This is a genomic window from Leekyejoonella antrihumi (assembly GCF_007845645.1).
Classification (GTDB): domain Bacteria; phylum Actinomycetota; class Actinomycetes; order Actinomycetales; family Dermatophilaceae; genus Leekyejoonella; species Leekyejoonella antrihumi.
Genome location: NZ_VCQV01000001.1, coordinates 75,668 through 98,333, shown reverse-complemented (window position 1 = coordinate 98,333; position 22,666 = coordinate 75,668). Strand labels below are relative to the sequence as shown.

General features: G+C 67.1%; 14 protein-coding genes. 5 read left to right on the top strand and 9 right to left on the bottom strand.

Features of this window, described 5'->3' with window-relative positions:
- The first annotated feature begins 132 nt into the window (after positions 1–132).
- The 3 genes from FGL98_RS00410 to FGL98_RS00400 all read left to right on the top strand — a co-directional run bounded on the left by FGL98_RS00410 (position 133) and on the right by FGL98_RS00400 (position 11,513).
- Positions 133–3,621 carry an ATP-binding cassette domain-containing protein gene (locus tag FGL98_RS00410; RefSeq protein WP_246136309.1) on the top strand — a complete coding sequence of 1,163 codons (3,489 nt, stop codon included), beginning with the start codon at positions 133–135 and terminating at the stop codon, positions 3,619–3,621.
- A 372-nt stretch (positions 3,622–3,993) separates the two neighbouring features.
- Positions 3,994–7,482 carry a DNA-directed RNA polymerase subunit beta gene (gene rpoB, locus FGL98_RS00405; protein WP_146314687.1) on the top strand — a complete coding sequence of 1,163 codons (3,489 nt, stop codon included), beginning with the start codon at positions 3,994–3,996 and terminating at the stop codon, positions 7,480–7,482.
- Between the two features lie 131 nt (positions 7,483–7,613).
- On the top strand, positions 7,614–11,513 hold the full coding sequence (locus FGL98_RS00400) for a DNA-directed RNA polymerase subunit beta' (RefSeq protein WP_146314686.1): 3,900 nt from the start codon (positions 7,614–7,616) through the stop codon (positions 11,511–11,513).
- 201 nt (positions 11,514–11,714) lie between these two features.
- On the opposite strand, the gene pstB is transcribed toward FGL98_RS00400, so the two are convergent.
- The 9 genes from pstB to FGL98_RS00355 all read right to left on the bottom strand — a co-directional run bounded on the left by pstB (position 11,715) and on the right by FGL98_RS00355 (position 21,478).
- Entirely contained in the window at positions 11,715–12,491 is a 777-nt protein-coding gene (gene pstB, locus FGL98_RS00395) for a phosphate ABC transporter ATP-binding protein PstB (RefSeq protein ID WP_146314685.1), read from the bottom strand.
- A gap of 30 nt (positions 12,492–12,521) precedes the next feature.
- A complete protein-coding gene (gene pstA, locus FGL98_RS00390; protein WP_146314684.1) occupies positions 12,522–13,445 on the bottom strand; it encodes a phosphate ABC transporter permease PstA in 924 nt (307 codons plus the stop codon).
- Complete coding sequence (gene pstC / locus FGL98_RS00385; RefSeq protein ID WP_246136294.1) at positions 13,442–14,425, bottom strand: phosphate ABC transporter permease subunit PstC; 984 nt, start codon at positions 14,423–14,425, stop codon at positions 13,442–13,444. Before pstC ends, pstA begins: the two co-directional genes overlap by 4 nt.
- Before the next feature lie 20 nt (positions 14,426–14,445).
- Entirely contained in the window at positions 14,446–15,594 is a 1,149-nt protein-coding gene (pstS, locus tag FGL98_RS00380; protein WP_222431934.1) for a phosphate ABC transporter substrate-binding protein PstS, read from the bottom strand.
- Positions 15,595–15,808: 214 nt separating this feature from the next.
- Positions 15,809–16,447 carry a phosphate signaling complex protein PhoU gene (gene phoU, locus FGL98_RS00375; RefSeq protein WP_146314682.1) on the bottom strand — a complete coding sequence of 213 codons (639 nt, stop codon included), beginning with the start codon at positions 16,445–16,447 and terminating at the stop codon, positions 15,809–15,811.
- A 120-nt stretch (positions 16,448–16,567) separates the two neighbouring features.
- A complete protein-coding gene (locus tag FGL98_RS00370; RefSeq protein WP_146314681.1) occupies positions 16,568–17,521 on the bottom strand; it encodes an NUDIX hydrolase in 954 nt (317 codons plus the stop codon).
- Positions 17,518–19,815, bottom strand: a complete 2,298-nt coding sequence (locus FGL98_RS00365) for an RNA degradosome polyphosphate kinase (protein ID WP_146314680.1) — start codon at positions 19,813–19,815, stop codon at positions 17,518–17,520. Before FGL98_RS00365 ends, FGL98_RS00370 begins: the two co-directional genes overlap by 4 nt.
- Positions 19,816–19,820: 5 nt before the next feature.
- On the bottom strand, positions 19,821–20,765 hold the full coding sequence (gene mshD / locus FGL98_RS00360; RefSeq protein WP_146314679.1) for a mycothiol synthase: 945 nt from the start codon (positions 20,763–20,765) through the stop codon (positions 19,821–19,823).
- On the bottom strand, positions 20,762–21,478 hold the full coding sequence (locus tag FGL98_RS00355) for a winged helix-turn-helix transcriptional regulator (RefSeq protein WP_146314678.1): 717 nt from the start codon (positions 21,476–21,478) through the stop codon (positions 20,762–20,764). The genes mshD and FGL98_RS00355 overlap by 4 nt, the downstream gene beginning before the upstream one ends.
- A 105-nt stretch (positions 21,479–21,583) precedes the next feature.
- Here FGL98_RS00355 and FGL98_RS00350 point away from each other — a divergent pair, with 105 nt between their 5' ends.
- Together FGL98_RS00350 and FGL98_RS25155 are read left to right on the top strand one after the other, a co-directional pair.
- A complete protein-coding gene (locus FGL98_RS00350; RefSeq protein ID WP_146314677.1) occupies positions 21,584–21,823 on the top strand; it encodes a MoaD/ThiS family protein in 240 nt (79 codons plus the stop codon).
- Positions 21,824–21,838: 15 nt separating this feature from the next.
- On the top strand, positions 21,839–22,618 hold the full coding sequence (locus FGL98_RS25155; RefSeq protein WP_186525891.1) for a hypothetical protein: 780 nt from the start codon (positions 21,839–21,841) through the stop codon (positions 22,616–22,618).
- The last annotated feature ends 48 nt before the right edge of the window (positions 22,619–22,666 follow it).

Here is a 22,666-nt window from a genome sequence, read left to right as displayed (position 1 = left end):
CGACGGGTTGAGGGTTAGACCGACAACTCTCGCAGTGAGCGGGCCCGACCGGTTACGGTCGGGCCCGCTCTTCTGTGCGCATAAATGACTCGCGCCCTGTCGGTGATCGGCCGTACGCTGCAACGCGCCATGATGACCCTCACCCGAACGCCGTCGGCGGCGACACCTCCCATCGTCTCCGCGCAGCGGCAGGTGGGCTGGCGCCGGATGCGGAGCCCGATCACGCTCATCGCACTGAGCGCGTCGTTTGTGGCCGCGCTCGGCACAACCTTCGGCACCGTCGTCGCCGGGCGGCTGGCCGAGCATGCAACCGTCGCCCTGGTCTGGCTGTTGCTGCTGCTGGTGGTCGGCGGTGCGGTGCTTGACACGGTGGGCCGATTCTTGTGGGCGGGCGTGGTCGATCGGGCCGAGGGCCGGCTACGCGGGGATCTGCTCGATGCTGCTCTTCACCAGCCGCTCGCCGCTCTCACCGAGCAGGCCGTCGGCGAGGTCCTGGATCGCGTCGACGACGACACGCACGAGGTGGGCACGCTGGTGCGCACCCAGCTGTGGGGCGTGCTGCGGGCGGGGTCGGCGCTCCTGCCGATGTGGGTGGTCGCGAGCATCACCTGGTGGCCGGCCTGGATTCTCTTCCCCCTGACTGCGGGCCTCACCGTTGTGGTGATGCGACCGCTGCTGGGCGTCATCGCCGAACGCAAGGTCGTGGAGGAGATGGCCTGGACCGACCATGCTGCGGCGCTGGAAGAGAGTATTGCGGGCCGCGACGACCTGCGCACCAGCCTGGGCCAGTCCTTCGCGGTGCAGCGACTGGCTCAGCTCTCCGCACGGGTGCACGACCTTTTCTTCCGGGTGATCGTGTTCGAACGACGACTCACGCTGCGCGCCGGTGTGACGATGCACGGGCTGCTGGCTGGTGTCGCGGTGGCCGGCGTGGCGCTGGCGAGCGCACACCAGCTCTCGGTGGCGCAGCTGGTCACTCTTTTCCTGCTCACCAGCACGTTCGTCGGGCAGATCCACAACGTGGCGCACCAGCTGCCCGACCTGCAGGCCGGTCTGGGCGCGGTGCTGCGGCTACGCCAGATGCTGGCCGTCGCACCGGAGCCGGTAGGCGGTCGGAGCCTGCCGGCCGGCGCTCTCGATCTGGAGTTTCGGGGCCTGCACTTCTCCTATGGAGACGGCGGGTTCGCGCTGCGCGATATCGACCTGCACGTGCCCAGCGGGCAGAGCATCGCGCTGGTGGGCCGAACCGGCTCGGGCAAGTCGACGCTGGCGTCCCTGGTCTCTCGAGCCGTCGATCCGGAGCCGGGCGCGGTCCTGCTCGGCGGGTCCGATGTCCTCGATCTCGACCTGCACGAGCTGCGGGACGCCGTCGGAGTGGTCACCCAGCGCACCGAGATCATCGCCGGCACGCTGCTGGAGAACATCACGCTGTTCGCCGACAAACCGCGCGAGCGCGTCGAGGCGGCGGTGGTCGAGCTGGGCCTGGACGAGTGGGTCGCCGGGTTGCCGGGTGGGCTGGACACCCTGCTCGGGCCCGGCGGCGCTTCGCTGTCCGCGGGAGAGGAGCAGCTGCTCGCCTTCGCCCGGTTGCTGGTGCGGGACGTACGCCTGGTGGTGCTCGACGAGGCCACTGCCCGGATGGATCCGCTCACCGAGTCGAGAGTCGTGGCCGCCGCGCACCGGCTGCTCGTCGGTCGCACCGGAATCATCGTCGCGCACCGTTTGTCGACCATCCAGCGCGCGGACCTGGTCGCCGTCCTTGATCAAGGGCGGCTGATCCAGGCCGGCCCGAGGGCGTCATTGGCCGGCGCGCCCGGCCGCTTCCGGGAGCTGCTGCTGGCCGCGGATTTCGACCACGAGTCCGAGCCCGAGGTGGTCACCGGGGCGGTCGGTGGTGGGCGCCGCAGGGGCGTTCCTCCCGTGCGACCGGAGGTGGGGTGCGGTCCGTCGCTCGCCAAGGGCATTGCGAAGGCTCTCGCTGTGCAACCGGGCTGGGGCCTGGCCTCCATCGTGCTGTTCTTGACGGCTGCGCTGTTGGGATCGGTCGGTGCAGTGACCGGGTACGTCTGGGGACACACCGTGCAGGACCTTGGCGACGGGGGCGTCAGCGTGTGGTGGGTGGTCGCGCTGGTCGCCTGTGTAATGGCGGGGCCGCTGCTGCTCGCCGAGGCGATCGCACGCTACCCGCGGTGGTGGGTGGAGGTGCTGCTGCGCGTGCGCATGTCGGTGTTACTGGGCCAGACGGCCCAGCGACGGCTGAAGCGCACCCCTGCCGGTGAGGTGGTCGCTCGCGCCATGGACGCCGACCGGTACGCCCGGTATGCCGACCGCTGGGTCGACCTGGTCACCGGCGTGGTCATCGTGGTGGTCACGGCCGTCGCCGCCGGCACGTATCTCGCAGGCCTGGTGCTCGGCGGCGTCCTGGCCGTCTCGGCATTGGCCTCCGCCATCGGCCGTCCGATCGCGGGCCGCTCGGCGACCCAGGCCTCTGCCGCGCGAGCAGACTTCGGCCGTGCGCTGGTGTCCTCGCTGGAGTCGGCGCGCAGCATCAAGCTGGCCGGCCGCACGCCGGACGTGCACCGTCACCTGCGTGAGGTCGACCGTGGCCGAGTCGACGCCGCGGTTCGTGAGCACCGTGTTCAGGCGGTGCTGGACGGGGTCCCGACCGCCATGGTCCAGCTCGGCGCGGTGGCCGCGTGGGCCGCTCTCCTGTGGAATGTCTGGGGTCTGGCCACGGCGCTGCTCGTGGTGAACGCCGTCAATGGGTTCGACTGGTTCGGCCGGGTGGCCGGGGCGGTGGTCACCGAGGCACCCGGTACCCGGTCCTGGCAGGTGGCCACCAGCCAGATGGCCGGTGGAGTCGACCTGATGGATGTCCCCCCCGGCGTCGACCTGGTGACCGGTGCGGCCCCGTCGGTGCCCACGCCGGCGCGCACGCCACTGGAGTCCTTGGTCCTTCGCGATGTGAGCATCATCCATGACGATGGCACCATCGGGGTAGAGACCATCAACCTCGAGGTTCGCCGTGGCGAGCTTGTGCTGCTGCTGGGGCAGGTCGGCTCGGGCAAGTCGAGCCTGCTCGGCGCGCTGGCGGGGTTGCTGGAGCACACCGGCTCCATTCAGTGGAACGGCCGGGAGATCGAGGACGCGGAGTTGTTCTTGCGGCCCGCCCAGGTGGCGTACGTCGCGCAGGTCCCGCGGGTGCTCAGTGGCACCTTCGCCGACAACATCCAGCTGGGATTCCCGCGCGCCTTCGACGAGCCGGTCTCGGATGCCCGGTTGGCTCCGGATGTGGAGACCGCCGGTGGTCCGCATGCGCTGATCGGGCACCGTGGTGTGCGCCTCTCCGGCGGCCAGGTGCAGCGCCTGGCGCTGGCTCGAGCGCTCGCCGCCGATGCGGAGCTGCTGTTGGCCGACGATGTCTCCAGCGCACTCGACGCCGCGACCGAGATCGAGCTGTGGCACGCGCTGCGCAGCAGATCCGCCACGGTGGTCGGCGCGACCTCCAAACGGGCCGCCCTCGCGCAGGCCGACCGAGTGGTCGTGCTGCACGAGGGCCGGGTCGCGGCGATGGGCCCCTGGTCCGAGCTGGTCGACGACTGGGCACATCTTGCCGGCTGATCTGCGGCGCCCGGGACCGGCGTGTCGCAGCGGGAACCTCACGAATCGTGGGATTACCGGCGCGTAGTGCTTGACCCGTGGCGCGCCAGGGTGCACTCTCAACGGAGTCGAATGACTTGGCTGGGGGACGTGTGTGGTCCGACTGGACACGCACGGGCAAGAGGGGTATGCTGTTGCTTTGCGCTGCCCTTTACTCAGCCAACCCACCTTTTCCATGGCCCTCATCTCGCGCGTGCGCTGACCTGTCAGGTCGACGCGATGTGACTTGCGGCGCCAGTGCCACCCTGCCCGGGGTGACGGCGACGGTGGAGCGGCCAGGTGGGGTGCGCGCGACCGAACCGCCCGCTGTTAGGCCTGTGGAAGGATCCATCCTTGGCTGCCTCGCGTACTGCGACCAAATCTCTGTCCTCGGCAAAGACGGCTTCGGGCCGCCTGTCGTTCGCGAAGATCCATGAACCACTCGAGATGCCCGATCTGCTCGCACCGCAGACGGAGAGTTTTGACTGGCTGCTCGGCAACGAGCGCTGGCAGGAGCGCGTCGCCGCCGCGAAGGCGGAGGGACGCAACGACCTCGCCGAGCGCTCCGGCCTGGAGAACATCTTCGAGGAGATCTCACCGATCGAGGACTTCTCCGGCTCGATGAGCCTCTCGTTCCGTGATCACCGGTTCGAGGACGTCAAGTACTCCGTGGAGGAGTGCAAAGAGAAGGACATGACGTATGCCGCTCCGCTGTTCGTCACAGCGGAGTTCATGAACAACACCACCGGCGAGATCAAGAGCCAGACGGTCTTCATGGGCGATTTCCCGCTCATGACCGACCGCGGCACCTTCGTCATCAACGGCACCGAGCGCGTCGTGGTGTCTCAACTGGTGCGTAGCCCCGGCGTCTACTTCGAGCGCAACCTGGACAAGACCTCCGACAAGGAGGTGTACACCTCCAAGATCATCCCGAGCCGCGGCGCGTGGCTGGAGTTCGAGATCGACAAGCGTGACACCGTCGGCGTGCGCGTCGACCGCAAGCGCAAGCAGTCGGTCACCGTCCTGCTGAAGGCCCTCGGCTGGAGCGAGGCGAAGATCCTCGAGGAGTTCGGCGACTACGAGTCGATCCGGATCACCTTGGAGAAGGACCACACCGCCACGCAGGACGAAGCGCTGCTGGACATCTACCGCAAGCTGCGCCCGGGCGAGCCGCCCACCCGTGAGGCTGCCCAGAACCTGCTGGACAACCTCTACTTCAACGGCAAGCGCTACGACCTGGCCAAGGTCGGCCGCTACAAGATCAACAAAAAGCTCGGCCTGGAGGCCGACCTGTCGCAGTCCACCCTCTCGGTGGACGACATCGTCGCGACCATCCGGTACATCGTCGCGCTGCATGCCGGCGACAGCACCCTCAAGGGTCACCGGAACGGCGAAGAGGTCGACCTGCGCGTCGAGGTTGACGACATCGACCACTTCGGCAACCGCCGCCTGCGCAACGTGGGTGAGCTCATCCAAAACCAGGTCCGCACCGGCCTGTCCCGGATGGAGCGCGTCGTGCGCGAGCGGATGACCACCCAGGACGTCGAGGCGATCACGCCGCAGACGCTGATCAACATCCGACCGGTCGTGGCCTCCATCAAGGAGTTCTTCGGCACCAGCCAGCTGTCGCAGTTCATGGACCAGAACAACCCGCTGGCCGGTCTGACGCACAAGCGTCGGCTGTCCGCGCTTGGCCCCGGTGGACTGTCTCGTGACCGCGCCGGCATGGACGTGCGAGACGTCCACCCGTCCCACTACGGCCGCATGTGCCCGATCGAGACGCCGGAAGGCCCGAACATCGGCCTGATCGGCTCGCTCGCGTCCTACGCTCGGATCAACGCCTTCGGCTTCATCGAGACTCCGTACCGCAAGGTCGAGAGCGGCGTGGTCACCGACGAGGTGCACTACCTGACCGCCGACGAGGAGGACGAATTCGTCATCGCGCAGGCCAACGCCGCGCTGGACGATGCCGGTCACTTCGTCGAGGACCAGGTGCTGGTCCGCACCAAGGGCGGAGAGGCCAGTGACGTTCCGGCCGACGACGTCGACTACATGGACGTCTCCGCCCGCCAGATGGTGTCGGCGTCCACCGCGCTGATCCCGTTCCTCGAGCACGATGACGCCAACCGCGCCCTGATGGGTGCGGCCATGCAGCGTCAGGCGGTGCCGCTGGTGCGGTCCCAGGCGCCGCTCGTCGGCACCGGTATGGAGTACCGTGCCGCGCTGGACTCCGGCGACGTCATCCGGGCCGACAAGGCCGGTGTCGTCCAAGAGGTCTCCGCGGACCTGGTGACCGTCATGAACGACGACGGCACCTATACGACCTACCGCGCCTCCAAGTTCACCCGAAGCAACGCCGGAACCTGCTACAACCAGCGGGTCATGGTCAACGAGGGTGACCGGCTGGAGCAGGGTGGCGTCATCGCGGACGGCCCCGCGACCGACGGTGGTGAGATGGCGCTCGGCAAGAACCTGCTGGTGGCCTTCATGCCGTGGGAGGGCTACAACTACGAGGACGCGATCATCCTGTCCCAGCGTCTCGTGCAGGACGACACGCTCTCCTCGATTCACATCGAGGAGCACGAGATCGATGCACGCGACACCAAGCTGGGCCCGGAGGAGATCACCCGGGACATCCCGAACGTCTCCGAGGAGGTCCTGGCCGACCTGGACGAGCGCGGCATCATCCGCATCGGCGCCGAGGTCCGCGACGGCGACCTGCTGGTCGGCAAGGTCACCCCGAAGGGGGAGACCGAGCTGACTCCGGAGGAGCGCCTGCTGCGCGCGATCTTCGGCGAGAAGGCGCGGGAGGTCCGCGACACCTCGATGAAGGTGCCGCACGGCGAGACCGGCACCGTGATCGGTGTCAAGGTCTTCGACCGCGAGGAGGACGGCGACGAGCTGCCCCCGGGCGTGAACCAGCTGGTGCGCGTCTACGTGGCCAACAAGCGCAAGATCACCGATGGTGACAAGCTGGCCGGCCGGCACGGCAACAAGGGTGTCATCTCCAAGATCCTGCCGATCGAGGACATGCCCTTCCTGGAGGACGGCACCCCGGTCGACGTCGTGCTCAACCCGCACGGTGTGCCCCGCCGGATGAACCTGGGCCAGATCCTCGAGCTGCACCTCGGCTGGGCTGCCAGCCGCGGCTGGCAGATCGAGGGCGAGCCCGAGTTCGCCGTAGGGATCCCTGAGGATGCGTACGACGCACCCGCCGGGTCCCGGGTCGCGACGCCGGTCTTCGACGGCGCGTCCGAGGACGTCATCACCGGTCTGCTCGACTCGACGCGCAAGACCCGTGACGGTCAGCGTCTGGTCGGCGCATCGGGCAAGACCCGGCTGTTCGACGGTCGCTCCGGCGAGCCGTTCCCGGAGCCGGTGTCGGTGGGCTACATGTACATCCTCAAACTGCACCACCTGGTGGACGACAAGATCCACGCCCGCTCCACCGGTCCGTACTCGATGATCACCCAGCAGCCGCTGGGCGGCAAGGCGCAGTTCGGTGGCCAGCGATTCGGTGAGATGGAGGTCTGGGCGCTGGAGGCCTACGGCGCGGCGTACGCGCTGCAGGAGCTGCTCACCATCAAGTCCGACGATGTGAACGGTCGCGTGAAGGTCTACGAGGCCATTGTCAAGGGCGAGAACATCCCCGAGCCGGGCATCCCTGAGTCCTTCAAGGTGCTCATCAAGGAGATGCAGTCGCTGTGCCTGAACGTCGAGGTGCTCAGCAGCGACGGGCAGACGATCGACTTGCGCGACCCCGACCAGGAGGTCTTCCGCGCCGCGGAGGAGCTCGGCATCGACCTGTCTCGGCGTGAGCCCAGCTCGGTGGACGAGGTCTGATGACTGCTTCCCGTATGCCGCGCGACGTTCCTTGCCGCGGCATACGGGAAGGTCAGGCGACCTAACGAAAAACTACTGACAACCATCAGACTTCAGACTTTGAGAACAACCCCCGAGAGAAGGCAGCAAACGTGCTGGACGTGAACTTCTTCGACGAGATACGTATCGGCCTGGCCACCGTGGAGGACATCCGCGAGTGGAGCCACGGTGAGGTGAAGAAGCCCGAGACCATTAACTACCGGACCCTGAAGCCGGAGAAGGATGGTCTGTTCTGCGAGAAGATCTTCGGTCCCACTCGGGACTGGGAGTGCTACTGCGGTAAGTACAAGCGGGTGCGTTTCAAGGGCATCATCTGCGAGCGCTGCGGCGTCGAGGTGACCCGTAGCAGCGTGCGCCGTGAGCGGATGGGCCACATCGAGCTCGCCGCCCCGGTGACGCACATCTGGTACTTCAAGGGTGTGCCGAGCCGGCTGGGCTACCTGCTGGACCTGGCCCCGAAGGACCTCGAGAAGGTCATCTACTTCGCGGCCTACATGATCACGTCGGTTGACACCGACCAGCGGCACAAGGACATGCCGTCCCTGGAGGCGCAGATCGAGGTCGAGAAGAAGGAGCTGGAGAACCGCCGCGACAGCGATGTCAACACCCGCGCCGCCAAGCTCGAGGCCGACCTGGCCGAGCTGGAGACGGAGGGCGCCAAGGCTGACGCTCGCCGCAAGGTCCGCGAGTCGGCCGAGCGCGAGATGAACCAGATCCGCAAGCGCGCCGACCTGCAGATCGAGCGCCTGGAGCAGGTCTGGGACCGCTTCAAGAACCTCAAGGTCCAAGACCTCGAGGGCGACGAGGTGCTCTACCGCGAGATGCGGGACCGTTTCGGTCTCTACTTTGAGGGCGGTATGGGTGCCGCGGCACTGCAGAAGCGCCTGGAGACCTTCGACCTCGACGCGGAGGCCGCGTCGCTGCGCGAGACCATTGCCACCGGCAAGGGCCAGCGCAAGACCCGCGCCCTCAAGCGGCTGCGCGTCGTGATGGCCTTCCTGCAGACCAAGAACAACCCGACCGGGATGGTTTTGGACTGCGTCCCGGTCATTCCGCCGGACCTGCGCCCAATGGTGCAGCTGGACGGTGGCCGTTTCGCGACCTCCGACCTGAACGACCTCTACCGCCGCGTGATCAACCGGAACAACCGGCTCAAGCGACTGCTTGACCTGGGCGCTCCCGAGATCATCGTCAACAACGAGAAGCGCATGCTGCAGGAGGCTGTGGACGCGCTGTTCGACAACGGCCGTCGTGGCCGCCCGGTCACGGGCCCGGGCAACCGTCCGCTGAAGTCGCTGTCCGACATGTTGAAGGGCAAGCAGGGCCGGTTCCGTCAGAACCTGCTCGGCAAGCGCGTCGACTACTCCGGCCGCAGCGTCATCGTCGTCGGTCCGCAGCTGAAGCTGCACCAGTGTGGTCTGCCCAAGCAGATGGCCCTGGAGCTCTTCAAGCCGTTCGTGATGAAGCGTCTGGTCGACCTGGACCACGCCCAGAACATCAAGTCGGCCAAGCGGATGGTCGAGCGGGCCCGTCCGGTCGTCTGGGATGTCCTCGAAGAGGTCATCACCGAGCACCCGGTCCTGCTGAACCGTGCACCCACGCTGCACCGCCTGGGCATCCAGGCCTTCGAGCCGCAGCTCGTCGAGGGCAAGGCGATCCAGATCCACCCGCTGGTCTGCACCGCGTTCAACGCCGACTTCGATGGTGACCAGATGGCAGTCCACGTGCCGCTGTCGACCGAGGCGCAGGCCGAGGCCCGCATCCTCATGCTGTCGAGCAACAACGTGCTCAAGCCGGCCGATGGTCGCCCTGTGACCATGCCCGGTCAGGACATGATCACCGGTCTGTACTTCCTCACCTACGAGGAGGGCAAGGCGGTCCGTGAGGACAACCCCGAGCAGCTGCGAGCCTTCAGCGGCCCGGCAGAGGCACGGATGGCGTTCGACCGTGGCGAGATCCTGCTCGGGTCGCGCATCAAGATGCGCATCTTCGGGTATGTCCCGCCGGCCGGCTACGAGCTGCCCGAGGGCACCGCGGTCGACGAGCAGGGCCTGGCCGAGACGTTCGTGCTCGACACGACCCTGGGCCGGTTCCTGTTCAACGAGACGCTGCCCGAGGACTACCCGTACATCAACAACGTGGTGGACAAGAAGGGCCTGTCCGCGATCATCAACACGTTGGCGGAGCGCTACCCGAAGGCTCAGGTTGCGGCGTCCCTGGACGCGCTCAAGGAGGCAGGCTTCTCCTGGGCGACCCGATCGGGTTGCACCGTGGCCATCTCCGATGTGCAGACGTCGGCCGGCAAGTGGGAGATCCTCGCCAAGCACGAGGTGCGTGCGGCCAAGGTCCAGCAGCAGTACGAGCGCGGTCTGATCACCGATGACGAACGTCGTACCGAACTGATCGAGATCTGGACGCAGGCGAGCAACGAGATCGCGGCGCAGATGCAGGAGAACTTCGACGCGAAGAACCCAATCTTCCGCATGGTGTCCTCGGGCGCCGGTGGTAACTGGTTCCAGGTCCGGCAGATCGCCGGGGCGCGTGGCCTGATGGCCAACCCGAAGGGCGAGATCATCCCGCGTCCGATCAAGTCGAACTTCCGTGAGGGCCTGACCGTGGTCGAGTTCTTCATCTCGACGCACGGAGCCCGTAAGGGTCTGGCCGACACCGCGCTGCGTACCGCCGACTCGGGTTACCTGACCCGTCGTCTGGTGGACGTGTCGCAGGACGTCATCATCCGCGAGGACGACTGTGGCACCGACCGTGGTCTGGTGCTGCCGATCGGGCAGCGCGCGGCCGACGGAACGCTGGTGGCACACGAGGCGATCGAGACCTCGGTGTATGCCCGCACGCTGGCCACCGACGTCGAGATGGACGGGACGGTACTCGCCAAGGGCGGTTCCGACCTGGGTGACGTGAGCCTGGACAAGTTGCTGGCCGCAGGTGTGGAAGAGGTCAAGGTTCGCTCGGTGCTCACCTGTGAGTCCCGTGTCGGCACCTGCGCAAAGTGCTACGGCCGTTCGCTGGCGACCGGCAAGACGGTGGACATCGGCGAGGCGGTCGGCATCATCGCCGCCCAGTCGATCGGTGAGCCCGGCACCCAGCTGACGATGCGCACGTTCCACACCGGTGGCGCCGCGGGTGAGGACATCACCCAGGGTCTGCCGCGTGTGGTCGAGCTCTTCGAGGCTCGTACCCCCAAGGGCATGGCCCCGATTGCCGAGGCCACCGGCCGCGTCCAGATCGAGGAGACCGACAAGGCTCGTCGCATCCTGCTGACGCCGGACGACGGGAGCGACGAGCACGCCTACCCGGTGAGCAAACGCGCCCGACTGCTGATCTCCGACGGCGAGCATGTGACCGTTGGTCAGCTGCTCGTCGTGGGTGCGATCGATCCGAAGCAGGTGCTGCGAATCCTCGGTGCCCGCGACGTGCAGAAGCACCTGGTCGATGAGGTCCAGGCGGTCTACCGCCCGCAGGGTGTGTCGATCCACGACAAGCACATCGAGGTCATCGTGCGGCAGATGCTGAAGCGGGTGACGATCATCGAGGCCGGTGACACGACCCTGCTGCCCGGTGAGCTCGCCGAGCGCACCCGGTTCGAGGACGCCTCCCGCAAGGCGGTCGCCGAGGGTGGTCGCCCGGCATCGGGTCGCCCCGAGCTGATGGGCATCACGAAGGCGTCGCTGGCCACGGACTCGTGGCTGTCGGCGGCATCGTTCCAGGAGACGACGCGAGTGCTCACCGAGGCGGCCATGCACGCCAAGAGCGACCCGCTGCTCGGCCTCAAGGAGAACGTCATCCTCGGTAAGCTCATCCCGGCCGGCACCGGTCTGCACCGGTACCGCAACGTCAAGGTTGAGCCGACCGAGGAGGCCAAGGCGGCGCTGTACGCCCTGCCGGACTACCAGGCCTACGACTACCCGGTCTTCGGACCGGGTTCGGGTGAGGCCGTCCGACTGGACGACGCGTCACTGGGCTTCGACTCCTAGGTCAACCCCACGAAGTCTTCGCTGGTCCCTTGCTCAGTACTTCGCGGGGACTCCACGTAAGGCAACGGGAGAGCGCCCGGCCTCCGAAAGGAGGCCGGGCGCTCTTTGCTGACTGTGCACCTTTCGCTTCAAAGGGCGCAGCTACAGCTGCGCCCTTTGGAGCGGAAGTGCACATCTGAGTGAGTGCTGCGGGTGGTCCGGTCAGCCGAACCGACCAGAGATGTAGTCCTCGGTCACCCGCTGACTGGGCGTGCTGAAGATCGTTGCAGTGTCGTTCATCTCGACCAGTCGGCCGGGCTTTCCCGTCGCGGCGAGGTTGAAGAATGCGGTGGAGTCGGACACCCGTGCGGCCTGCTGCATGTTGTGGGTCACCACGACGACCGTGTAGTCCGCTTTGAGCCGACCGATCAGGTCCTCGATGGCGAGCGTCGAGATGGGGTCCAGCGCCGAGCACGGCTCGTCCATCAGCAGCACCTGCGGCTCAACGGCGATCGCGCGAGCGATGCACAGCCGCTGCTGCTGACCACCGGACAGACTGACCCCGGGCTTGCCCAGTCGGTCCTTCACCTCCTCCCAGAGGTTGGCGGCGCGCAGCGACCGCTCCATGGTCTCGTCAAGGGTCGCTTTCTCCTTGACCCCGTTGAGTCGAAGGCCGGCCAGGACGTTGTTCCGGATCGACATGGTCGGAAAGGGGTTGGGGCGCTGGAAGACCATGCCGATCGTCCGGCGGACGGCGACCGGATCAACGCCCGGCGCATACAGATCCTCACTGTCGAGGGTCACGGTGCCTTCCACCCGGCCGCCGGGGGTCACCTCATGCATCCGGTTGAGGGTCCGCAGGAAGGTCGACTTGCCGCACCCGGAGGGTCCGATGAAGGCCGTGACCGAACGCGGCGCGATGGTCATGGTCACATCCTCGACGGCCTTGAAGTCGCCGTAGTAGACGTGTAGGTCGCTCACGTCAACGCGCTTGCTCATGGATCTCTCTCCGCAGTAACGACAAGGGAATCAGCTCTTGACTCGAGTCAGGTGCCCGAGCAGTCGCCCGGCCAGGTTGATTGCCAGGACCAGCACGATGAGCGTGCAGGCCGCGCCCCAGACCCGGTCCGCGCTGATCGGATCGCTGCTCATGAACTGCACGTTGGTGTTGATGAGGGTGGGCAACGCGGCCATGCTGCCGGAGAACATGTTCTGGTTGAGAAACTGGGTGTAGGAGGCCACCAGCAGCAGCGGCGCGGTCTCACCGGCGACTCGCGCGAAGCCGAGCAGACCTCCGGTGACAATGCCCGACATACAGCTGGGCAGCACGACGCGCAGGATGGTCTTCCACTTGGGCACACCCAACGCGTAGGCCGCCTCACGCAGCTCATTGGGAACCAGTCGCAGCATCTCCTCAGCAGACCGCGTGACCACCGGAATCATCAGCAGCACGAGGGCAAGTGATGCACATGCGGGGACCAGCGTGAGCTTGAACGTCGTGACCCACACCGCGTAGATGAACAGCGCGGCGACAATCGATGGCACGCCGCTGAGGATGTCGACCATGAAGCTCACGATGCGTGCAATGCGCCCGCGCCCATACTCGACCAGGTAGATCGCGGTCAGGATCGCGATGGGCACCGCGATGAGCGAGGTCAGCGCGGCCATCAGCAGTGTGCCCACGATTGCGTGCCTCGCGCCGCGGACCTGGTGGTCGAACCCGGCGGGGCCGACTCCGGACTGGTCCTTGTTCCACCAGGTGAGGTGCAGCATGGAGGGCAGGCCGCGGGACAGGACGGTCCACATGATCCAGACCAGCGGAACCAGGGCTATGGCGAAGGCCAGCCAGATCAGTGCGGTGGCCGCGCTGCTGCGAAGGGTCCGCCCACGTGAGCGGCCGGGTGCCAGCGCAGTCGTGCGCGGGGCGGGCGCAGCGCGCAAGAGCGTGCTCATTCGGAGAAGTCTTTCTTGCCATCGATGATCAGCCGAGCGACGGCGTTCACGACGAAGGTCAGCAAGAAGAGCACCAGGCCGGCCGCGATGTAGGCGCCGGTGCCAAGACCCGGTGTCAGCTCGGCCGCATCACTGGCGATCTTGGAGGCGAAGGTTTCGCCGCCGTTGAAGAGCGACCACGTCCACGCCGACCCCTGGGGGAGCGCGGACAGGATGAACATGACGGCGATGGTCTCGCCGAGCGCTCGCCCGAGCCCGAGCATGGCGCCGCTGATGATGCCGGCGCGTCCGTAGGGCAGCACAGCCGTGCGCACCATCTCCCACTTCGTCGCGCCGATTGCGAGGGCCGCCTCCTGCTGGGCTGCGGGTGCCTTGGCCAACACCTCGCGGTTGATCGCGGTCATGATCGGCAGCACCATGATCGCGAGCACGATGCCGACGAGCAGCATCGTCGTGCCGCCACTGATCGCCGATACGCCGCCGAACAACGGGATCCAGCCGAGCAGGTGCTGTATGCCGTCCTGGATCGGGGCAAACTTCGGCGCCACTATGTAGGCACCCCAGAGGCCGTAGACGATCGAGGGGACTGCAGCGAGCAGATCTATCAACACAGCGGCCGGGCGCGACAGCCACGGTGGCGCATAGTGAGTCAGGAACAGCGCGATCCCAACCGAGAAGGGCAGAGCAATCGCGAGGGCGAGCACTGAGGTCGCCACGGTTGTCCACAACAGCTGCAGGATGCCGAAGCTCATTGGCACGGAGACGTCCCACGAGCGAGAGGTGAGGAAGTTCGCCTGGTCGTGCAGGAGGGCGGGGACCGCGTGCACGACCAGGAACACCGTGATCAGCACCACGATGAGGACGACGAGCACTCCCGCCGTGGCCGCGGCCCCGTGGAAGAGGCGATCGCCTCGTCGGCCCCGCGCGGCGGCACGGCGGTCGGGGCCGAGGCCTACGGGCTCACCCGCTCGCCCCACCACCCGCAGGTCGGTGCCGTTGCTCAGGAGACTGCCTTGATCGTCGTCGCGACCTTGGACTGGATCCCGGCCGGGAGCGGAGCTGAACCGATCTTGGGCAGCGTCGCCTGGAACTCAGGTGACGCCATGTAGGACAGGAAAGACCGCACATCCTGTCCGGTCTTCGGCTGGGCGTACTTGGAGCAGACGATCTCGTAGGTCACCAGGATCAACGGATACGCCCCCGGAGACTTGGTGGCGTAGTCGATCTTGAGCGAGAGATCCTTGCCAGTGCCGACCACCTTTGCCGATGACACACCCTCGGCGGCTGACTCGGCGCTGAGCGCGACCGGTCCGCTGCCGCTGTCGATCTGGGCCATCTGCAGGGTGTTCTGGACCGCGTAGGACCACTCGTCGTAGCCGATCGCGCCGTCCGTGGACTTCACCGCGGCGGATACGCCGGCGCTTTTTGCCTTGCCCTGTCCGACCTTGCCGGTCCATGACTTGCCGTGGGCGGCCGGCCAGTCGGCGCCGTCCGTCGTGTGCATGTAGTTGGTGAAGTTGTCCGTGGTGCCTGAGGAGTCGGACCGGAAGAAGACCGAGATCTTCGTGCTGGGAAGTTTCGCGCCCTTGTTGGCCGCAGCAATCGCCGGATCGTTCCAGGCAGTGATCTTGCCGCTGAAGATTTTGGCGATCAGCTTCGGAGTCAGAGTCAGCTTGCCCACGCCCTTGAGGTTGTAGACCACGGCGATGGGTCCGGTGACCATCGGTAGGTCCCAGGCGTCCGACGTGCAGGCCTGCTTGGCCTTGGCCGGCTCGCCCTTGTCCGGGCTCAGTGCAGAGTCCGAGCCGGCGAAGTCGATCTGCTTGGACGTGAAGGAGGTGATTCCTGCGCCGGATCCCGTGCCGTTGTAGGAGATCTTCGCACCGGGGCACTTGGCCTGGTAGGCGGAGATGGCCTGGGTGATCGCGTTCTGCTGGGCCGTCGAACCGGCGGCGCGCAGACTGCCGGTGAAGCAGTCGGCCGACCCGCTTGCCTGGGCCGTTGCATTGCTCGCCTGGCTTGATCCGGATCCGGCTATGGCGCCCGATGACGAGCCGCTGCCGGTGTTGCTGGCAGACCCGCAGCCCGCGAGTGCGGTGGCCGCGATGACTGCGACGCCTGCGATGCGGGCGGGCTTGTTGATAATCACAAGTGCTGCCTCTCAATTGCGTTCCGTGGACGGGAGATTCGCCCGTCGAGATGGACGCTAGAGACCGGTGATGGCTGGCTGGGTGTGACGCCGTGAATCCGCAGCGAACGGACTGGGGCGGGTTCGAGTACGCCCTGTGTCAAACAAGGAATGGCGCGGTGAACGTCGGTGAGCAACAGGTGAACGGCAGGTGCGTCATCCGGTCCGGGCACGCTCAGTAGCGTCCGGTCACAAGGTAGATGATGCGGTTCGCGACCGATACGGCATGGTCGCCGAAACGCTCGTAGTAGCGACTCACCAAGGTGATGTCGACTGCCGCCTCGGTGCCGTGCTTCCAGGTGTCGTCGAGCAGGTGGCCGAAAATGCGACGGTGCAACGCATCCATTGCGTCGTCGGCGCCTTCGATGGTCATGGCGGCGTTGACGTCACGCGTCGATATGGCGGTTCCCGTCGACTTCGCCAGGTGCACAGCGGCTTCCATCATCGACGTGATGACCTCTCGCAGCTCGTCGGGTATGGCGTGCTCCGGATGCCTTCGGCGAGCGACCTTCGCGATGTGGCGGGCGAGGTCGCCCATCCGCTCGATGTCGGAAGCCATCTGCATGGCGGTGATGACGCTGCGCAAATCGGTCGCCACCGGTTGCTGGCGGGCCAGCAGATCCACCACGAGGTTGTCAACCGCTCGACGCATTTCGTCGAGGTCGTCGTCGGCCGCGATCACGCTCTCGGCGAGGTGCTGGTCGGCATCGAGGAGCGCACGGGTGGCGCGTTCGATGGCCGCCCCGGTCATGCGGGTCATCTCGACAAGATCGTCGGTGATGCTGCTGAGGTCATCGTGGAATGCATCGCGCATGAAGGTCTCGTCCTTGGTCGAAGAGTCCGCCGGCAGATGCTCGGCGGACCCGACGATGACACCGTCAGATGAATGCCGGCCCGCCGTGGAGTGAACAACGCGTGCCACCGCGAGTGCGGTTCAGCTGTTCGGGAGGTGCCGCTCGACCGTGACCACCTTGGCGCCAGGGCCAGATCCGACGACCTGGCACACGATCGCCTCGCCCTTCTCGAGTCCGGTCCTGGCCAACTCGACCAGCAGCTCCTCGGCCAGTGAGCCAGGTATCGCCTGATCGTAGAGGCGGGCGAGCATCGATGGCAGAAGGGGCCGATGTGTACACAGTGCAACGGGATTCGCACGATCCAGCGCACGATCCACATGTTGCAGCACCTTCTTGGGGTTGCTCTCGAAGCCGTCCTCGGAGAGCCCTCCCTTGCGGCGTAGGTCAACGTGAGCGAACTTCGCATAGGGCGCGACAGTGTCGACGCAGCGCACGGCATCGGAGGTCACCACGCGGGAGACGCCGTATGCCGACAGCAGTGGCACCAGATCGGTCGAACGCCTGCTGCCGGTGTGGTTGAGCGGTCGCACGAGGTCGTCCTCGCTCCAGTGGCTGCGGCCGACGGCCTCGGCATGCCGAACCACGATGAGCGGCCACGTCTCCAGGACGTCCTGCCGGTCCGCCTTCGCGACGGCCTGCAGCTGCAGCGCGTCGCGCTCGTAGGTCAGCTTGGCATGCGCGTCTGGCACCGTGAGCCAAAGAACCTCGTCGATCTCGTGCTCGAGCGCACCGCTGCCGCCTGCGACCTCAGCCGCCCAATATCGGACCTCTTTCATCCTGTCCCGCGGCACGACATAGACAGAGGTTGGTAGCGGCATGCCGAGCCGCGGTACCAGGCCTGTCTCTTCGGCGACCTCGCGGGCCGCCGCCGTCGTCCAGGCCTCATCCTCCTCCAACTTGCCCTTGGGCCAGGACCAGTCGTCATATTTCGGCCGGTGGACCAGTGCGACCTGCAGCTCCATGCCCTTCCGGCGCCACAGGACGGCACCGGCCGCAGGGATGGTGCCCGACTGGGTCTGCGTCTGCGTGGTCATCGACGTCGTGCCTTACGCCGCCGCTTCGAGTAGGCGGAGATAAGGTCGCTCTGTAGGTCGTGCAACGGGATTCCCTCTTCGTCGAGGTGGTGGCGCTCCCAGCGACCGTCGCCGTGCAGGTGCCAGGTGGCGGTCTTGTCGGCCATGGCCGTGTCCATGAGGTGGGCCAGACTCTGGACGTGTCGCGGTGTGGTGACCCGCACGAGCGCCTCGACCCGGCGATCCAGATTGCGGTGCATCATGTCCGCGCTGCCGATGTAGACGGTGTCTTCCTCGTCCTCGATGACGAAACGGAAGATCCGGGAATGCTCCAGGAAACGGCCGAGCACGGAGTGCACCCGGATGCGGTCGGACAGGCCGGGCACCCCAGGGCGCAGGGCACAGGTCCCACGGACCCAGATGTCGATGTCGACGCCGGCCTGCGAGGCGAGGTAGCACGCATCGATGATCTTCTCATCGACGAGCGAGTTGACCTTCATCTGGATGCGTGCAGCGCGGCCGTCCGATGCGGCCTTGACGACCCCGTCGATGTGGCTGACCAGGCCGGAACGCACCGAGCGTGGCGCCACCAGCAGGCGCTTGAACTTCGACCGCGGAGCGAGGCCGGACAGCTGGTTGAACAACCGAGACAGGTCCTCGCCGACGTCCCGATCACAGGTCAGCAGTCCCAGATCCTCATACAGTCGAGCAGTTTTGGGGTTGTAGTTGCCGGTGCCCACGTGGCTGTACCGCACCATCGTGTCGCCCTCGAGGCGGACAGCAAGGCAGAGCTTGGCGTGCGTCTTCAGGCCCACCATGCCATAGACGACGTGCACTCCCGCACGCTCGAGCTGGCGAGCCCAGGTGATGTTGGCCTGCTCATCGAAACGGGCCTTGATCTCGACGACGGCCAGCACCTGTTTGCCGGCCTCGGCGGCATCGATGAGGGCATCGATGATGGGGGAGTCTCCGCTCGTCCGGTAGAGCGTCTGCTTGATCGCCACGACCTGCGGGTCGTTCGCGGCCTGCTCGATGAACGACTGGACCGAGGTGGAGAACGCATCATACGGGTGGTGCAGCAGAATATCGCCAGATCGCATGGCGGAGAAGACATCTGGAGCTGCCGCTCGCTCGACCGGCGCCAGGTCCGGGTGGGTCATGGCGACGAACGGTGGCCACCGCAGCTCGGTCCGGTCGAGGTCGGCGATGATGTCCAGGCCACGTAGGTCGATCGGCTCGGGCAGCCGGTAGACCTCATCCGCGCCGACCCCAAGCTCTCGCACAAGTAGGTCGAGCACGTGATCGTCCATGTTGTCGGCCACTTCGAGCCGGACCGGCGGGCCGAAGCGGCGCCGCGTGAGCTCCTTCTCCAGGGCTGTGAGCAGGTTTTCCGCGTCGTCTTCTTCGACCTCGACGTCTTCATTCCGCGTGACCCGGAACATGAACTGCTCGCGGACCTGCATACCAGGGAAGAGATACTGCAGGTGCTGGGCGATGACGTCCTCGAGTGTGACGAATCGCGCTGTGTAAAGGGGTTCCTCGGCCGGATCTGCAGGCAGCCGCATGAGTCGTGGAAGCAGCGGCGGGACCTTGATGCGAGCGAAGTGCTCTCGGTCTGTCTTGGGGTTGATGAGGATGACCGCGAGGTTGAGTGAGAGCCCGGAGATGTAGGGGAACGGGTGAGCCGGGTCGACCGCCAGGGGTGTCAGGACGGGGTAGATCCGGGAACGGAACGCCGTGTTGAGGTGCTCGCGATCCGCCTCCGTCCACTCCTCGGGGGGCAGGATGCGGATTCCCTCGTCCTCCAGCGCCGGCCGGATGTGGACCTGGAAGACCTGCGCATGCAGCTCCATGAGCTTGTGCGCGGTGCGGGAGATCTCGTCCAGGGCCTCGCGTGGTTCGAGCCCGGAGGCGGAGCGCACGGCCAGACCCGTGGCAATCCGACGTTTGAGGCCGGCGACGCGCACCATGAAGAACTCGTCGAGGTTGCTGGCAAAGATGGAGAGGTATCGCGCCCGCTCCAGCAACGGCACCGCCGGGTCGATCGCCAGCTGCAGGACCCGCTCGTTGAACTGCAGCCACGAGATCTCCCGATCCAGGAAGCGGTCCTCGGGCAGGCTGTTCGAAATCGTTGCCGCCGGCTGGGCCACCCGGACGAACCGGCCGTTCGCGCCCCGAATACGACCGGCCACTCGCCGGTTCAGGCGGACCAGGGATGCGTCGCTGGCCACCGTCTCCGCGTTCGAACGGGTCTCGTCAGGCAGCGGCTCCTCGAATGGAGCCTCGTCGTCGGCCTGCTCAGCATGCGTCTGCATGGTTCCTATGGTGTCAGCATTGGGTGAACGGCGCGTGAATACATCACATCGATGCTGGTTCGTTCGAACCCGAGCCGGGTGTAGGTCGCGACCGCCGGGCCATTGTCGCCCTCCACATAGAGGTCGATCGTCTGCAGGCCGCGGCTCGCCAGGTAGGCCAGACCGAGGCCGGTGACCGCGCGACCGAGGCCACGGCCCTGGTATGCCGGGTCGACCGCCACCACGTATACCTCGCCCTCGCCGGAGTCCGGTTCGGCGACCTTCGTCCAGTGCGATGCGACCAACCGGTGCGGGCTCACCGCGGTGTCCTCGATCAGCAGCAGCCCCTCTGGGTCGAACCAGGGTTGCGCGATCCGATCCTGCAGGTCGTCCATGGTCATGCGGCCCTGCTCCGGGTGGTGCGCGAAGGCGGTCGCGTTGAGGTCCAGCCAGGCCTGTGCGTCCTGGTCCGGCACGAACGAGCGTGCGGCGAACCCGGCAGGGACCACCGGGGCATCGGGGGCACCTGCGGCCCGCGGGCGAATGGCGGGCTCCGCGTCGACAGCGCGCTGCATACGCCACAGGTTGCGGCTGACCTGGAGGTCGTAGGCACGGGCGAGCGCCTGTGCGGCCGGCAGGTCTCCATGCGCCCACAGCTGCGCGTCGGGGCGTTCCTGCAACAGCGCGTCGATCAGCCGGCGGCCCAGACCCCGGCCGCGCGCGTCGGGCCGCACCGCGGCCTCTGCCGAGCCGTCGTCGGCGAGGACCGCGGCACCCACGAGTTCGGCGTGGCCGATGGTCGCCAGGCGCAGGCCGGCCGCTGCGCCGTGCTGGGGGAGTCGTCGCAGCCCGAGCGTGGTGGCTTCCGAGAACGGTGCCATCCCGTCGGTGTCTGTCGCGGCGTCGGCCAGCGCCAGAACGGCCGCGACCTGCGCGTCGGAGGGATCGGCCGGCCATTCGAGGGTGCTCATGATCCCTGGACCGTACTCGGGAGCTCCTGTTCGGTCACACCCTGCGTGCTGACGAACCGGTAGCCGACGTGTCGCACCGTGCCGATGAGCGACTCGTTCTCGGGGCCGAGTTTGGCGCGCAGCCGCCGGACGTGGACGTCGACCGTGCGGGTGCCGCCGAAGTAGTCGTAGCCCCAGACCTCCTGCAGGACCTGGGCGCGAGTGAACACCCGGCCCGGGTGCGCAGCAAGGTACTTCAGCAGCTCGAACTCCTTGTAGGTCAGGTCGAGCAGACGGCCGCGGATGCGTGCTGCATACGCGTCTTCGTCGATGACCAGGCCGCCCGCCGTGATTGGGGCCGCCGGTTCGTCCGGCTGTCGGCGCTCGTGTCGCGCGATCGCCAGCCGGATCCGTGCCTCCACCTCGGCCGGTCCCGCGGTCTCCAGAAGTACGTCGTCGGTGTCCCACTCGGTTGTCAGCGTGGTCAGCCCACCCTCGGTGAAGACGGCGATCAGCGGTGCGGACAGGCCGCTGCTGCGCAGCATCCGAGAAAGTCCTCGGGCACCGGCAAGGTCACGGCGCGCGTCGAGCAGCACCAGATCGAAGGCGGGCGGGTCGACCATGGATCGTGGGTCGGTCGGCAGGATGCGGACCGTGTGCCCGAGCAGTCCGAGCGCGGGCAGCACCTCGATGCTCGCGCCGCGAGCATCGGTGAGCAGCAGCACCCGTGCCATGCTGATGAAGAATACGGGGCGCGAGCCGATTAGGCCCGCCGAGATCGCCTGAAGTGGGATGTGCCACATTTGGGGCGCCGCGTGAGGCTGACCCCAGGAGGTGCCATGAGCAAGATTGTTGTCCGCTACTGGGCGGCTGCCAGGTCCGCCGCAGAGATCGACCAGGAGACATTCGAGGCGGACACTGCGGGTGCCGCGCTCGCCTCGGCGAAGCAGGCTCACCCTGCCCTCGCGACCGTGCTGGAGGTCGCCACGCTGCTGGTCGACGGGCGCCGCGCCGACATCGACACGGCGCTTGCCGATGGCAGCACGGTGGAGGTCCTGCCGCCGTTCGCCGGCGGGTGATGGGAGGATGCGCGAGTGCGCCATGACACCGATGACCACGGACCCGACCGTCTGCTGACCCCGTATGCCGTGATCTGCGGCATCATTGCGGCCGGCCTGCTGATCCTGGGCGCTTTCGTCGACGAGCAGGTGGTCTCTGCGGCCTTTGTGCTGGCCGGTCTGGTGTTGGCCTGGGGGTGGCCGGTGCTGCTCGGCCTGCCGCGGCCCTCAACCAGCGCCCTGGTGCTGGTGGCCGGCGTGGTCGCCATGGCGGTGGTGGACCTGTGGTCCGACCCGGACGACGGCATGCGGTGGCTCACCGCGGCGCTGGCGATCGTCCTGGTACTCGCCTTTTTGCATGAACTGGTGCGCACCGACGGTCGTGAGCACCTTGTGCTGTCGATCGCGGGGGCGGCCTTCGGCCTCGGCATACTCGCCAGTGGTGCGTTCTTCCGGCAGGCGATGGCCCGCGAGCACGGCGATCTGGCCATCGTGGCCGCCGTCGGAGCGACCGCCCTCGGCCTGCTGGTGGACTACCTGTGCCACCGGAGTCGGCGGCTGGCGGAGTGGGCGCTGCCGACCGCGCTGCTGCTCGGAGCGGTGCTCGGGCTGATCATCGGCCTCGCGAGCGGCGCCCCGTGGAACGTGCTGCTGGTGACTGGACTCGTCTCGGCCGGCCTGTCACACGCCCTGCGTCGGGTGGTCGGCGTCCTCCCGACGACCGCGGACCCGGCCGCCCAGCTGGCGATCGGCTCGAGCGGCACCCTCGTAGCCGGACTGGTGCCGTACGTCGCGCTGTGGGCCCTCGTCCGCTGACCCCATCTCGCCGAGTGGAGTAGATAACGCTCGAGTGGAGCACAAATA